Below are 14,615 nucleotides of genomic sequence, written 5' to 3' on the forward strand. Positions count from 1 at the left end.
CGGGTCGATGGCGCCCGCCGTGGGCATCTTTCGCGGTTGCGCCCGGGGGAGGAGTGGGCGTACGGTGCGCTCGATCGCCGCACAAGAGTGCGATAATCGAACGAACCGAGGATGTGATGTGAGCCCGAACACCTGGGACCTGATCGTGGTGGGCGCAGGGTCGGCGGGTGCGCCTCTTGCCACGCGGGCAGCCGAGCGCGGGATGAAGGTCTTGCTCCTGGAAGCAGGGCCGGACTACCGCTCGAAGGACATGCCCGAGGTATGGCGATCGCCGAACCCCATGCGCGCTCTGCTCGATCCCGCCGCGACGGCGGACCTGATCTGGCAGGGGCTGACCGCGACGCGCACCGACAAGCAGGCACCTGCCCCGTTCTGGCGCGGCCGCGGCGTGGGGGGCAGCTCGGCGGTCAACGGACAGATCGCCATCCGTCCCCCGATGCTCGACTTCGCCGAGTGGGCCGCGGCCGGCTGCGCGGGCTGGGCCCCCGAAGACGTGCTCCCGTACTTCGCCAAGCTCGAGGACGACGAGGAGTTCGGCGAAGAGCCGTACCACGGGCGCGGTGGCCCGATCCCGATCTACCGGACACCGCAGAGCGAGTGGGGCGCCGTCGACCACGCCCTCCACCGAGCCGCTCTCGCGGCCGGTCTTCCGTGGGCGCCCGACGTCAACGCCCCCGACGCGACCGGTGTGTCGCCCTACCCGATCAACTCCCGCAACGGCAGGCGGGTCTCGACGAACGACGCCTACCTCGAGGGCGGGCGGCGGTTGCCCACGCTCACCATCCGCGGCGACTCCCTCGTCGACCGGGTGCTCATCTCCGGCGGCAGGGCGGTCGGGGTGGCCGTCGTCAGTGGTGGCGCGTCGACCACCGAGTACGCGGACCGGGTCGTGCTGTCAGCCGGCACCATCCACTCGCCCGCGATCCTCCTCCGCTCCGGCGTCGGCCCGGCGGATGAGCTGCGGGGCCTCGGGATCGACGTCGTCGCGGACCTGCCCGTCGGCCGTGGTCTGCAGGATCACCCGGTCATCGCGCTGGCGATCCCCCTCAACGAGAGGTCCGCGGTCACGAGCCCGGACGACAGGCACACGAACGTCTGCGTCCGCTACACGAGCGATTCTCCGTTCGCGCAGGAGAACGACGTGATGATCACCGCCGGGAACCAGAACGTGCTCGCGATGGAGATCGCGGACCTCGCGTTCGGGGCGGGTGCCTTCCACCTGTGGGCGAACCAGGTCCATTCGCGCGGGTCGGTCACCTTGGCGTCCACCGACCCCACCGTCCAGCCGCTGGTGCACGAACGGATGCTCGCCGATGAGCGGGACCTGGCGAGGATGCGCGGCGCGACGCGTCAGCTCGTCGAGCTCGCGTCCGGCGACGCCGTTGGAGAGATCACGTCGACGTCGATCGAGCACCTCAACAAGGCGCTCTTCGCGGTCGTCGACGACGATGCGGAGCTCGACGATCATCTCCTCCGCACCGCGTTCGACGCCCAGCACCCGACGAGCACGTGCCGCATGGGTGCACCGTCGGACCCGGACACCGTCGTCGATCCGGCGTGTCGGGTCCTCGGGATCGACGGACTCCACGTCGTGGACGCCTCGATCTTCCCCACGGTCCCGCGGGCCAACACCAACCTCGCCGCGATCATGGTGGGCGAGCTGATGGCGGACCGCCTTGTCTAGGCCGCTCGAAGCACATCCGGTGCAGCACCGGGACGTGCGGGACCCGCTGACGCTGTGCCACCGCATCGGCGGCAGGTGGGTCCGGTCCGCGTCCGACGAGGTCCGTCACCTGGTCAACCCCGCCACGGAGGAGGTGATCGCGGTCTACCCGGCCGGCTGCGCCGCGGACGTCGACACCGCGGTGGCCGCGGCCAGGGCTGCGCAGCTCGACTGGCGGATGACGCCGCTCGGCGATCGCCTCCGGCTGATCGAGGCGGCGGCGGACCGGATCGAACGGCACGCCGACGAGCTCGCCCGGCTCGAGTGCGAGGAGATGGGCAGGCCCGCCGCGATCGGCGTGACCTTCGTGGTGAGCGCTGCCGCGCAGCTGCGGGCGAGCACCGAGGACGCCCGCACCTACCCGTTCGAGCGCCGGATCGCCGACGGCTCCGGAACAACGCGCGTGCTGCGCAGGCCGCTCGGCGTGGCCGGCGTCATCACGCCGTGGAACTTCCCGGTGGCCGCGGTCGTGACGGCGATAGGGCCGATCCTCGCCGCGGGCAACACCGTCGTGGTGAAGCCGTCGGAGCGATCCCCGTTGTCGACGAGCCGGCTCATCGAGGTCCTCGGACTGCCGGATGGCGTCGCGAACCTCGTCCTCGGTGACGCGGGCGCGGGAAAGGCGCTCGTCGAGCACGACGACGTCGCGTTCGTGCACTTCACCGGCTCCGTGGAGGTGGGCAGGCTGGTCGGTTCCGTGGCTGGTCACAAGCTCCGCCGCGCCGTGCTGGAACTCGGCGGGAAGGACCCGGTCGTGGTGGACGCCGACGTCGACCCGGTCGCCACGGCCGAGGCGGTGGCCTTCGGCGCCTTCATGAACACGGGGCAGATCTGCACGTCGATGGAGCGGATCTACGTCCATCGCGACGTCGCCGAGCCGTTCACGCACGCGCTCGTCGCGGCGGCCGGTAGGTTCGGCTTCGGGTCCGACGACTCGTTGCTCGGGCCACTCGTCGACGCGCGCCAGCGCGACCACGTGCACGCGCACGTGATCGACGCCGTCTCGCGCGGGGCCACCGTGCTCACCGGTGGGTACCTTCCTCCCGGCAAGGGGTACTACTACCCGGCCACCGTGCTCACGAACGTCGACGAGTCCATGCTCGTGATGACGGAGGAGACGTTCGGCCCGATCGCGCCGGTGCAGGTGGTCGATTCGTTCGCCGAAGGTCTGGCGCGGGCCGCCGCCTCCCGCTACGGCCTGGCTGCGACGGTGTACACCCGCGACCCCCGCAACGCCGCGGCCGCGGCGGGGCTGCCGGCCGGTCTCGTCTGGGTGAACGAGTGGCAGGGGGGAGCGGCGCGGGTGTACGAACCCGCCGCGGACAGCGGTCTCGGGGCGACGGGCGGCCACGCCGCCTACGACGCCGCGACGCGGCCGACGACCGTCTTCGCCGCTGGGATCTAGATCAGCTGCTCATGGAGTTCGTCGGCTGCTTCGAGGAGGACGCAGAGCACCCTGCCGCACATGTCCTCCTTCGAGATGCGTTCGATGCGGCAACCGACGTGCATCGCGGCGATGACCCGGCCGTCCCATCGACGCACCGGGACGGCGACGGAGTGGGAGCCGACCTCGATCTCATCGGCCACGTAGCAGTAGCCATCGGCGCGGATCCGGTCCAGGACTTCGGTGGAGGGGGCGTCGGCCAGCTCCGCCAGCGTCGCCGCGCGCACGTCGTCCGGCAGGTGCGCGAGGAGGACCTTGCCCAACGAGGAGATCGCGGCCGGGGTACGGAAGCCGATCCCGGTGCCTGCCTCGAGCAGCTGGTTCGGCACGGCCCGCGCGACCATCACCGCGTCGGAGCCGTCGAGCACGGCCACCGAGCAGGCCTCGCCGACCGAGGCGCAGATCCGCTCGCAGACCGGCTGAGCGATGACGGAGGCCGGATTCGACGTCAGGTAGCTGCTCGCGAGACGAAGCACCCGGGGGGTGAGCTCGTAGGTGCGCCCGTCCGCCACGAGGAATCCGAGGTGCTCGAGGGTGATGACGATCCGTCGCACGGTCGCGCGGGAGAGATCCAGCTCGCGGGCCAGCTCGGCCTGCGTCACGCGGCGGCGGGTCTCGCCGAACGCCGACAGCACGGCCATGCCCCGCGCCAGCGCCTCGGAGAAGTCCGCAGGGTTCGGTGCCGAACTGAGCTGCCGTTCCCGGCGTGCTGCACTGTCCTTCTCGGCCAAGCGCCCCATGGCACACCCCTCGTTCGTCGTCACACCCACCCTATTAGGCGAACACATGTGCGGCAATCGGACATTGCGTCCCCCGTTGTGGCGCGCCGCCGACCCGGCGGTGCCGCCTCATCGGCCGCCGCGCTCGCGGGGCGGTCGCTGCACCTGCTGACTCGCCTGCCCTGACTCGGAGGACGCCGTCCGGTCCGGTGGCCGGGCCAGCAGCGCTCGCGCCCGGAGCGTGCGCCGTCCCGCCCCGACCCGTCCACGCTCGAAGGAGCACATGTGATCCACCATCGCGACCACCTCTACATCGGTGGTGACTGGCTGCGGCCGCGCACGGATTCGCGCATCGCGGTCGTCTCGCCGAACACCGAGCAGGAGATCGGCTCCATCCCGGAGGCCCGGCCGCAGGACGTCGACCTCGCCGTGGAAGCGGCTCGAGCCGCGCTTCCCGGTTGGTCGGACACCGCGCCGGGGGAGCGGGCAGCGCTGCTGCGTCGCTTCGCCGATGCGATCGAGGAACGAGCTCGGGAGATCGCGCGGACCGTCTCGGCCCAGAACGGGATGCCGATCCGCCTGTCGTCCCAGCTGGAGGCGACCTATCCCACCACCCTGCTGCGCTACTACGCGGCGATGATCGACAGCGAGCCCGAGGACGTCCGCGCGGGACTGCTCGGCGGTCGTATCCGGGTCGAGCGGGACCCGATCGGCGTCGTCGCGGCGATCACCCCGTGGAACTTCCCGCAGACCCTCGCTGCGTTCAAGTACGCCCCGGCGCTCGCCGCCGGCTGCACGGTCGTCATGAAGCCGTCGCCGGAGACGGCCCTGGACGCCTACCTGATCGCCGAGGCCGCAGCGGCCGGCGGACTGCCGGCGGGCGTGATCAACATCGTGCCGGGTGGCCGGCGGACCGGTGCGTACCTCGTCGAGCATCGCGGCGTCGACAAGGTCGGCTTCACCGGGTCGACGACCGCAGGGCGGCAGATCGCGCGCACCTGCGGTGAACTGCTGCGCCCCGTCACGCTCGAGCTCGGCGGCAAGTCGGCGACGATCGTGCTCGACGACGCCGACCTCGACCTCTCGGTGATCGGCGACGAGCTCTTCGTCGCCACGCTGGCCAACAACGGCCAGACCTGCTTCCTCGGCACCCGGGTCCTCGCTCCGCGCCATCGGTACGAGGAGGTCGTGGACGTGTTCACCGCGTTCGCGGAGACCTTGACGATCGGGGACTCGCTCGACCCCGGCACGGACATCGGCCCCATGGTCACGGAACGCCACCGTGAGCGGGTCGAGGGCTACATCGAGAAGGGGAGGGCCGAGGGCGGCCGCGTCACCACCGGCGGGGGACGGCCGGACCGCCCGGGCTGGTTCGTCCGGCCGACGGTCTTCGCCGACATCGACAACGCCGCCACGATCAGCAGGGAAGAGATCTTCGGACCGGTGTTGTCGATCATCGCCTACGACGGCGACGAGGACGCCGTCCGCATCGCGAACGACTCCGGGTTCGGGCTCGGGGGGACGGTGTGGACGGCCGACCCCGAGCGGGGATTCGCCGTCGCCCGCAAGGTCCGCACCGGGACGTTCGGCATGAACCGGTACCTGCCCGACCCGGTCGCTCCGTTCGGTGGGGTGAAGGACAGCGGGCTCGGCCGCGAACTCGGCCCGGAGGGCATCGCCGCTTACCGGAGCCTCAAATCCATCTACTGCTGAGGTTCGCCGCTCCCGCTTCTCACGAACCGGTCGCCGTGAACTCGACGCGCCCCACGGCGCACCTCTACAGAGTGTCTGATCGACGGAGGGATCGACATGGGTGGCAGTACGCCCCAGGACCTGATCGACCGCAGTATCCCGTTCCTCGACGAGATCAAGAACCGCACCGCGGGTGCGGAACTGGAGCGCTGGCTCAACCGTGAACGAGGACCGGGGTCGCCGTTGTGGGACGACCTCGCCCGCATCATCACGGACGGAGTGCGCAGCGGCTGGGCGGCGAACGTCGAGATCGACGGTCCCAACTACCGGCGCAGCCGCATCGCCGAACCGTCGGAGCAGCTCAACTGGTTCAGCATCACCGCCGTCTACATGAACAGCGTGCCCGTCTACCGGGGTCAGTACCACCAGCACCCGTACGGGGAGCTCAACATGGTCGTGCCTCTGGACCCGGATGCTCAGCTCGCCGGGCCCCGGGGATGGCAGGGCGCCGGCTGGACCGCTCCGGACCCCGGCAGTCACCACTACCCGGAGGTGCGCAACGGTGCGGTCATCGCTCTGTTCTACCTCCCCGCCGGGCGCATCTCCTACGACGTCGAGCCACCCTCGGTGGCCTGATCCGAGGTGGCGGCATGAGCGAGCGGAACCGACCCACCGCGCCCGGGGTGCTGTCCTCGGGTGCGGTGCCGGCCGCCCTGACGGTCGAGGATGCGCTGCTGTCCCGCCGGAGCGTCCGAGCCTTCCTGCCGACCCCGGTCCCGCGGACCGAGGTGGTGCGCCTGCTCGAGCTCGCCTCGCGCTCAGCCAGCAACTCCAACTGCCAGCCGTGGCACGTGCATGTGCTGACCGGCCGGGCCAAATCGAGACTGACCAGGGCCATCTGGCGGCAGTACGACGCCGGGAGCGGCGCGACGCAGCGGGAGTACTCCTACCAGCCGGCCCCGGACGAGTGGCAGGAGCCGTTCCGGACGCGGCGCGCACGGTTCGGCGAAACGCTGTACCGGGACACCCTCGGCTGCGACCCGAGCGACCTCTCCGGACGGGCCCGGCACCACCGGAGGAACTACGACTTCTTCGGGGCGCCGGTCGGCATCATCCTGACCGTCAGCCGTCACCCGATGGCCAGCGCACTCGTCGATGCGGGGCTCTTCCTCCAGGCCCTCATGCTCGCCGCTCGCCAGGCGGGGCTCGACACGTGCCCGCAGGCGGCGTTCATCGACTTCTCGGCGGTGATCCGCGAGAACCTGACGATCCCCGACGACCACGTCATCGTCACCGGCCTCGCGCTGGGACACGCGGACGCCGACCACGAACTCAACCGGATGCGCACACCGCGTGAACCGGTCGAGCACTTCACCACCTTCTACGGCGATTGACACACCGCCGCACCGATCGGATCTGCCAGAGGAATCTCGTTCTTCCCGGTGCGGACCGGGAGAGAGGAATGTCGAGTGTGCACGCTGCTGTCTCCTGACGGAGATGACGAATGACGACGTCGCGACCGGGTGCGCCGTCTGCGCCGCCCGGTGGTCACCCGACGTTCGGTGCTCCGGGCGACGGCCCGGAGGTGCTCGTGTTCGACCTGTACGGGACGCTCGTGGACCCCCTCGACGTCGTATCGACGCTGGGCGAGGTGATTCCGGGCGACGAGGCCGCCGACGTCGCGGCGCTCTGGCGGCGGACGCAGCTCGACTACGCGTTCCGCCTGACGCTGATGGGGCGGTACCGGACCTTCGAGTGGGTCACCGCGCGGGCGCTCGACCACGCGCTGGATGCGACGGGCCACGACCTGGCCGACGAAGTGCGCCGGGCGCTCCTGCAGGCGTACGACCGACTCGCGCTCTACCCGGACGTGCGCCCCGCGCTCGAGCTCCTCGTCGAGCGCGGTCACGACTGCTACGTGCTGTCCAACGGAAGTCCCGGGATGCTGCGGCGCTCGCTGGAGAGCGCCGGGCTGACCGGGTTCTTCAGCGGCTGGATCAGCGTGGACGAGGTCGGTGCGTTCAAGCCTGCGCCGCAGGTCTACCGCCACGCGGGCGAGGTCATCGGTCGGGTGGTGACGTCCATGCGGATGGTGTCGTGCAATCCCTTCGACGTCGTGGGGGCCGCGGCGGCGGGGATGCGGACGGCCTGGGTGAACCGTTCGGGCAGACCCTTCGACAGGATCGGTGAGCGTCCGGACCTGATGGGGAGCGACCTCGTCGATCTGGCTCACCGGATCACCGCGGTTTCCGCGTGATCACAGCGGCCCGCGTGCCGGGCGGGATCCCACGCCGGCCGTGCGGACCTGACGAGCTGATGGGTCACGTGCCGGGTGGACGGAGTGCGTGCGGGCGGTGCGCGCGGCACGACCGACGGTCTGGTCGTGGGTGTCGTCCGACGGGTGCGGAACGGGAGAAGAGGATTCGGTGGCGCGCTGTGCGAGGATCTCCGTCATCTACTACTCCGCGACGGGGACGACCTACGAGATCGCGAAGGAGATCGTCCGCGGGGCGGAAGGCAGCGGCGCGGAAGTGCGGCTCCGGCGGGTGTCGGAGCTGGCTCCCGCCGCCGCGATCGCGTCGAAGCCGGCGTGGTCGGAGCACCTCGCGGCCACGCGGACCGTGCCGGTCGCGTCCGCCGACGACGTGGTCTGGGCGGACGGGGTGATCATCGGGTCGCCGACGCGATTCGGGAACGTTGCCAGCCAGCTCAAGCAGTTCCTGGACACGCTGGGGCCGCAGTGGGCGAAGGGGCTGCTGGCCGGGAAGGTCTACTCCGGATTCACCTCGACGGACACCCAGCACGGTGGGCAGGAGTCCACCCTCCTCGCCCTGTACACGACCTTCTACCACTTCGGTGGTGTCGTCGCGGCTCCCGGTTACACGGATCCGGTCAAGTTCGTGGACGGCAACCCCTACGGCAGCGCCCACGTCGGGCGTGGTCACGATCTGCTGGAATCGGACGGGACGTCCGCCGTCCGTGCGGCTGCACGGTTCCAGGGAGAGCGGGTCGCGCGCATCGCGGCCGCGATGCAGGGTCTGTGAACCCCGGCGATCTCCGTGACGGCCGCGCCTCGCGTCCGCTCGGGTGGCGGCGTCCGGCGGCTGCGGTCGTCCGGGCGTACGGCCCGGCTGCTTGAATCCGACCCTGCGGGCCCAATAAGGTCCGTACCAAAGGATCGATACGGACCACACGTGGGTGACGGGCCCGTGCCGGATCGCGATCGGCTGCCGCAGGAGGGCTGCTCGACGCGAGGCCGCGGTGCCTCGTGACCTGGCCACTCAGCCGGTCGTGCACCGGCGGACCTACGCGGACGGGGCATGCGGATCACCAACATCGTGGAGCGGCCCGTGCCGCTTCGGGGCAGCATCCGCAACAGCCTGGTCAACTTCTCCGGCCACACGGTCTCCCTGCTCGCCGTCCACACCGACGTGGTGGGCGCGGGGAAGCCGGTCGTGGGTGTCGCCTTCAACTCGATCGGCCGGTTCGCGCAGAGCGGCATACTGCGGGATCGCCTGATCCCTCGGGTGCTGTCCACGGATCCGGAGACCCTGCTCGGGGAGGACGGGCTGCTCGACCCGGCGAAGGTGCTCGCCGCGTGCATGCGGGATGAGAAGCCGGGCGGTCACGGCGATCGCGCGGCTGCGGCGAGCGTCCTCGAGCTGGCCTGCTGGGACGCGGTGGCCAAGGCGATGGGGGAACCGGCCGCCCGCACGATCGCGCGGCGGGTCCGCGGTTGCGAGCCGCAGTCCGACGTGGCGGTGTACGCCGCGGGCGGTTACTACTACGGCTGCGGTGACGACGTGGCGCGGTTGCGGGCCGAGCTTCGCGCCTACCAGGACCTCGGGTACCGCGAGTTCAAGATCAAGATCGGCGGTGCGGACCTCGCGGCGGACCTGCGCCGCATCGAGGCCGCCATCGAGGTGGCCGGTGATGCGGGTGCGGTCGCCGTCGACGCCAACGGCCGCTTCGACCGCGCCGCCGCCGTGCAGGTGGCGGAGGAACTGCGGCCCTACGGTCTGCGCTGGTTCGAGGAGCCTGGGGACCCGCTCGACTTCGGGCTGAACGCCGAGGTCGTCGAGGCGTTCCAGGGTCCGGTGGCCACCGGGGAGAACCTCTTCTCGGTCCAGGACGTGCGTAACCTCCTGGCGTACGGTGGTCTGCGCCCGCGGTGCGATGTGCTGCAGATGGACGCCGGGCTGAGCTACGGCCTGACCGAGTACCTCGGGATGATCGCGGCGGTCGAGGAGGCCGGGTTCGACCGGCGATGGCTCCACCCGCACGGCGGCCACCTCATCAACCTGCACATCGTCGCCGGACTCGGGCTGGGCGGATGCGAAGCCTACCCGGGGGTGTTCCAGCCGTTCGGCGGCTATCCCGACGACGTGCTGCGCACCGTCGGGCGGATCGCGCCGAGCCAGGCGCCCGGGTTCGGGCTGGAGGAGAAACTCGACCTCGACATCGAGATCCGCACGCTGATCGACCTGGGAGGAGCTCGATGAAGATCGCCGTCGTCGGCTGCGGTGCCATGGGGTCGGTGTACGCCGGGCGGCTGGCCGCCGCTGGGCACGAGGTGATCGGTGTCCATCGCGGAGCCGAGCACGTCGCGGCCATGGCGGCCGACGGGTTGGAGGTGCAGGGCCCGGACGGCACCCTGCGAGCACGGCTGCGGGCGGTGCGCGCGGCACCCGCCGAACCAGTCGACCTCGTCGTGATCGCGGTGAAGGCGGCGCACGTCGGCGGCGCGGCCGCGCAGGCCCAGCCCATGATCGGACCGGGCACCGTGGTGCTGACGATCCAGAACGGCATCGGTTCCGCGGACGAGGTCGCCGCGGCCGTGGGAGGCGACCGCCTCGCCGTCGGCGTGGCGGGCGGGTTCGGCGCTGAGCTGCGCCGGCCCGGCGTCGTCTCGCACGAAGCGATGCGGCTCGTGGAGATCGGGCCGTTCGGCAGCGGCGCCGATCTCGATCTCGAGCCGATCGCCGAGGCCTGGCGCCGAGCCGGGTTCACCATCGAGATCGTCCCGGACATCCGGGCCGTCCAGTGGGCCAAGCTGATCCGCAACGCCGCCTACAGCGCGATCAGTGCGCTCACCGGTCTCCCGATCGGGCGAGTCGCGGATCATCCGCAACTGGGTCGGGTGAGTCGGGCTGCGGCGCGGGAGGCGTGGGAGGTGGCGACCGCGCTGGGCGTGGAGCACGGGGTCGAGGACCCCGAGGCGCACGCCGAGGAGTTCGCCCGGCTGATGCCGGCCGCGCGGCCGTCCGCGCTGGTGGACCTCGAACACGGGCGGCCGACCGAGATCGGCGTCATCAACGGCGCCGTGGTGCGGCACGGTACCGAGCTCGGGGTCCCGGTGCCGGTGAGCACCACGCTCTGCGCGCTGGTCGCCGGCCGTGAGCTGCACCTCGACCGGACCGATGCCTGAGGACGCCCGGAGTTCGACGCGTCTGGCGAGGTCTTCGCCCGCCGGCGGTCAGCGGTCCAACCCGGTGACGCCGCGTTCGACACCCGGGTCGCGGCGCAGGTCGAACCGGTAGGTGAACCGGTCGGCAGGATGCGTGCTGATGGTGATCTGGCAGATCACGCCGAGCCGATCGCGGTAGTGGCGGGTGATCTCGAGCCCGGCCGAGCGGGGCGGGGCGTTGACCAGCTCCGCCTGCCGCTCGGTCAGCAGCACGGCGCGGAAGCTCTGGGTGATCGACACGACGAGTCGGCCAGAGCGCTGCTCGACCATGGAGCAGATCAGGCCGTCCGGTCTGCTCAGCTGGTCGCGCACCGCGTGGCCCAGCTCGGGCTCCAGGTAGACGTCCGTGACGCAGATCGGGCTGTCGCGGCGCTGCGGCTCGACGCGGGTCATGGTGACGTGCATCCACCCGTCGCCCGGAGCGCACTCGAGGCGCCGGGCCAGCCCGGCGTCGCAGACCACGTGGTCCACGGAGTGCAGAACCCGCTCGGTCTGCTCGGCGTACTGGATCAGCTCCTGCAGGGTGGTCATGGAGGCGACGTACTCCGCACGCGGACGCGTCGCCTCGACGACCGTCCCGAGCTTGCGGCGGCGCGAAACCAGTCCCAGTTCCTCGACCAGGTCCAGCGCCGACCGCACCGTCGTTCGACTCAACCCGTGCCGCTCGGCCAGCTCCACCTCGCTGGGCAGCCGCGATCCGACGGGAAGCGTTCCGTCGGCGATCTCGCGCATGAGCCTCTGCGCGAGCTCGACGTAGCGAGGTGTGCCCATCGGCGCGATGGTGCCACGCCGGCAGGGACCGATGAAGCCGGTCCGTCGTGTGGAGCGCCGGTGGGGCCGGGGTCCTCGGTCAGGAGTTCGTCACGAGTCCTGCCCTCGCCGCGGCGGCCGAGAGCGGGATCCGGGCGGCGTGCTCGGCCAGCAGTGCGGTCACCGCGGGCGGTGCCAACGGGTACTCCCAGCGCCGTCCGGGGTGCAGACCCGTGTGGCGGTGCAGCTTCACCAGCATTTCGGCGTAGAGCAGCGAGACCCCGACGCAGTCCATGACGCAGACGCCGTCGACCTCCTGCAGACCGCCCTCGACCAGCAGCTCGTTGAGCACTCCCTCGGCCGGGATGATCACGTCGGCGCGTTCTGCGATCACGGCGCGGGCCTGCGCGGTGAACAGCTCGACGAACTCCGCCGGATCGGCGAACATCGCCAGCAGCTCCTGCTCGTTGACGGGTGGGTCGACGCGCCGCACGCAGGCCACCCGGTCGCGCAGGTGGTGCTTGTCGACGAGCCTCTCGGCCATGTACGCGATGTCGTCGGTGACGCTGATGAGCGCCGCCCGGGCCGCGACGGAGCAGCCGACGAGCAGGGTCGCCTCGGCCATCGAGGCGATCGGGATCTCGACCGCGCACCGGGCCTCGCGCAGGAACGGTTCGCTGTAGGAGCCCAGCACCACCGCGTCGAAGCCCTCGGCCTGCGCCCGCAGCACGTTGCCGATGACCTGCTCGAGCAGGACGTGGTAGCTGTAGGGGTACTTGAGGACGGTGACCGGTGGCTGCCCGGCGTACGTGCCGGGGGCGACGCCGTGCACGGCGACCGACGACTCCGGCCCCAGCACCCGTCGCGCGTGCGCCTCCAAGGCTGCCCGGTAGGTCGGGTACGTGTCGACGTCGGTCATGGTCTGGTACCAGATCCGCGTGCCCATCGGATCAGCCCTTCTGCTCGACAACGGGGCGCACCGGGATCGGGCAGGTGGGCGTCTCCAGGCCGAAGACCATCGCCATCCGCCCGAACCCGAGGAACTGGGCGCAGAGCATCCCTATCTCGACGACCTCCTGCTCGTCGAACAGCTCGTGCAGCCGACGCAGGTCGGCCTCGCCGAGCGAGAAGTGGTCGGCGCCGAACCGGAACGCGAAGTCGACCACGGCGGCCTCCCGTTCGGTGAGCCCGGTCGTGTCGCGCTCGCCGAGCCGTGCGATCAGGTCCTCCGTGAGTCCTGCAGCCTCGACGCGTCCGGCGAGGCAGTTCGGGCACTGCGTGGTCTGTGCGATCGCCAGCCGCAGCAGTTCGCACAGCCGGATACCGATCCGGGTGCCGAACCGCAGCCCGACGTAGTACGGGAAGAACCGCTCGGCGTGTTCCCCGGCGTGTGCCGTGGCCTGGATGAAGCGCTTCCCGCCGGGTGACGCGTCGTCGTAGAACCCGCGCAGGGCCGGGGAGAGGTCGGCCGGTTCGACGGGCGTGACGTACATGGGTGCCTCCTCGCTGAGGTTGCGCGGGACTGTATACGAAGCGGTGGTATTCAAGGAAGAGTCCCGACGTTTTCGTCTAGATCACTGTTGACGTGCATACAAAGTGGGCTGTAGGAAGGGCACCCCACACAACGAAGCGTGGTCATGGACGGAGGCGCGATGCGTGGTTCGGGCGCATTGTCAGGGTGTCTGCTCGTCGCAGCGATGGCGTTGAGCGCGTGTGCCGGGGCGGATGGTGGCGGCGCCGGTGACGACATCCGGGTCGGGATGATCTTCGCCCAGACCGGCGAGGTGAGCGCCCTCGGCGTCTCCGCCCGGGTCGGTGCGGTGGCGGCCGTCGACAAGATCAACGCGGCGGGCGGGGTGGATGGCCGCAAGCTCGCGGTCTCGTTCTGCGACGACGGCGGCGACGTCGCCCGCGTCGTCACGTGCGCCCGCCAGCTGATCGACGAGGGCGTCACCGCCGTCGTCGGGCCGATCACCAGCCCGCTGTCGCTGGCCGCCGCGCCGCTCACCGAAGCCGCCGGGATCCCGGAGTTCGGGCTCGGCTCGGCCACGGCCATCACCGAGCCGGTCAAGCCGTACCTGTTCCGAGCCAGCTCGGGCAACCAGGAGGAGATGGAGACGCTCGCCGAGTGGCTCCAGAAGGAGGGGGTGAAGCGCGTCGCCGTCCTCACCGACAACGGCGCGTCCGGACAGGACCAGGCCGCGATCCTGGAGAAGGTGCTGCCGGCGCACGGCATGGAGATCGTCGGCAAGGAGTCCTACGAGCTCTCCGACACCGACATGACCGCGCAGCTCACCCGGCTGAACGCCACCGGGGCCGAGGTGCTGCTCACTCCGGGATCGGTGCAGCAGGTCGCCGTCATCGCGATCAACCGCAAGGCACTCGGCATGACGATGCAGCAGGTCGGTGGCGCCGGCATCTCCAGCGACTCGTTCATCAAGCTCGCGGGCGACGCCGCCGAGGGCATCAAGTGCCTGGGCTGGAAGGTGTCCCTGCACGACAAGCTCGACCCGGCCGACCCGATGTACGCGCCGATCAAGGAGTTCGTCGCGAGCCTCGAAGGCGACGTGCGGCCCGACCAGTTCAGCGGGCTGGCCTGGGACTCCGTGCACATCCTCGCCAAGGCGATGGAGGCGGCCGACGACCCGACCGACCCGAAGCAGGTGCGCGATCAGATCGAGGCCACCCGAGGGCACGTCGGCACTGCGTCGACCTGGACCTACGGGCCGGACAACCACCGCGGCAACGACCGCTCCGGGTTCGTCATGAGCGAGCTGCGCGGCGGGGCCTGGGTCCCGCTCGCCTCCTGAGCCGGGTAGC

General features: G+C 70.9%; 14 protein-coding genes. 10 read left to right on the plus strand and 4 right to left on the minus strand.

Translation table 11 applies throughout. From position 1 onward, the window contains the following. Nucleotides 1-148: 148 nt before the first annotated feature. Complete coding sequence (locus BUE41_RS20805) at nucleotides 149-1,684, plus strand: GMC family oxidoreductase (protein WP_234997464.1); 1,536 nt, start codon at nucleotides 149-151, stop codon at nucleotides 1,682-1,684. Nucleotides 1,685-1,703: 19 nt separating this feature from the next. After that, nucleotides 1,704-3,128, plus strand: coding sequence for an aldehyde dehydrogenase family protein (locus BUE41_RS20810; protein ID WP_234997449.1), 1,425 nt, complete (start codon nucleotides 1,704-1,706; stop codon nucleotides 3,126-3,128). On the opposite strand, the gene BUE41_RS20815 is transcribed toward BUE41_RS20810, so the two are convergent. Next, entirely contained in the window at nucleotides 3,125-3,907 is a 783-nt protein-coding gene (locus BUE41_RS20815; RefSeq protein WP_073458842.1) for an IclR family transcriptional regulator domain-containing protein, read from the minus strand. The genes BUE41_RS20810 and BUE41_RS20815 overlap by 4 nt on opposite strands. Before the next feature lie 267 nt (nucleotides 3,908-4,174). Here BUE41_RS20815 and BUE41_RS20820 point away from each other — a divergent pair, with 267 nt between their 5' ends. From BUE41_RS20820 to BUE41_RS20850, 7 genes are all read left to right on the plus strand, one after another. Then, nucleotides 4,175-5,599: an aldehyde dehydrogenase gene (locus BUE41_RS20820; RefSeq protein ID WP_143172283.1), complete on the plus strand. Its 1,425-nt coding sequence runs from the start codon at nucleotides 4,175-4,177 to the stop codon at nucleotides 5,597-5,599. 96 nt (nucleotides 5,600-5,695) lie between these two features. Then, complete coding sequence (locus tag BUE41_RS20825) at nucleotides 5,696-6,214, plus strand: DUF4863 family protein (protein WP_073458844.1); 519 nt, start codon at nucleotides 5,696-5,698, stop codon at nucleotides 6,212-6,214. A 14-nt stretch (nucleotides 6,215-6,228) separates the two neighbouring features. Next, nucleotides 6,229-6,972 carry a nitroreductase gene (locus tag BUE41_RS20830; RefSeq protein ID WP_073458845.1) on the plus strand — a complete coding sequence of 248 codons (744 nt, stop codon included), beginning with the start codon at nucleotides 6,229-6,231 and terminating at the stop codon, nucleotides 6,970-6,972. Nucleotides 6,973-7,082: 110 nt separating this feature from the next. Further along, nucleotides 7,083-7,835 carry a haloacid dehalogenase type II gene (locus BUE41_RS20835; protein WP_084755492.1) on the plus strand — a complete coding sequence of 251 codons (753 nt, stop codon included), beginning with the start codon at nucleotides 7,083-7,085 and terminating at the stop codon, nucleotides 7,833-7,835. A gap of 169 nt (nucleotides 7,836-8,004) precedes the next feature. Continuing rightward, on the plus strand, nucleotides 8,005-8,622 hold the full coding sequence (wrbA, locus tag BUE41_RS20840) for an NAD(P)H:quinone oxidoreductase (protein ID WP_073458847.1): 618 nt from the start codon (nucleotides 8,005-8,007) through the stop codon (nucleotides 8,620-8,622). Nucleotides 8,623-8,898: 276 nt separating this feature from the next. Continuing rightward, nucleotides 8,899-10,080, plus strand: a complete 1,182-nt coding sequence (locus BUE41_RS20845; RefSeq protein ID WP_073458848.1) for an enolase C-terminal domain-like protein — start codon at nucleotides 8,899-8,901, stop codon at nucleotides 10,078-10,080. Continuing rightward, nucleotides 10,077-11,006 carry a ketopantoate reductase family protein gene (locus BUE41_RS20850; RefSeq protein WP_073458849.1) on the plus strand — a complete coding sequence of 310 codons (930 nt, stop codon included), beginning with the start codon at nucleotides 10,077-10,079 and terminating at the stop codon, nucleotides 11,004-11,006. The genes BUE41_RS20845 and BUE41_RS20850 overlap by 4 nt, the downstream gene beginning before the upstream one ends. A 48-nt stretch (nucleotides 11,007-11,054) precedes the next feature. Here BUE41_RS20850 and BUE41_RS20855 read toward each other — a convergent pair whose 3' ends face one another. From BUE41_RS20855 to BUE41_RS20865, 3 genes are all read right to left on the minus strand, one after another. Continuing rightward, nucleotides 11,055-11,816, minus strand: a complete 762-nt coding sequence (locus BUE41_RS20855) for a GntR family transcriptional regulator (protein WP_073458850.1) — start codon at nucleotides 11,814-11,816, stop codon at nucleotides 11,055-11,057. A 79-nt stretch (nucleotides 11,817-11,895) separates the two neighbouring features. Continuing rightward, nucleotides 11,896-12,741, minus strand: a complete 846-nt coding sequence (locus BUE41_RS20860; protein WP_073458851.1) for an aspartate/glutamate racemase family protein — start codon at nucleotides 12,739-12,741, stop codon at nucleotides 11,896-11,898. A gap of 4 nt (nucleotides 12,742-12,745) precedes the next feature. After that, complete coding sequence (locus BUE41_RS20865; RefSeq protein ID WP_073458852.1) at nucleotides 12,746-13,288, minus strand: carboxymuconolactone decarboxylase family protein; 543 nt, start codon at nucleotides 13,286-13,288, stop codon at nucleotides 12,746-12,748. A gap of 267 nt (nucleotides 13,289-13,555) precedes the next feature. Between BUE41_RS20865 and BUE41_RS20870 the strand changes: the two genes are divergently transcribed. Continuing rightward, entirely contained in the window at nucleotides 13,556-14,605 is a 1,050-nt protein-coding gene (locus tag BUE41_RS20870; RefSeq protein ID WP_159444940.1) for an ABC transporter substrate-binding protein, read from the plus strand. Nucleotides 14,606-14,615 lie beyond the last annotated feature (10 nt).

Origin of the sequence: Pseudonocardia thermophila, assembly GCF_900142365.1 — a bacterium.
Lineage (GTDB): Bacteria > Actinomycetota > Actinomycetes > Mycobacteriales > Pseudonocardiaceae > Pseudonocardia > Pseudonocardia thermophila.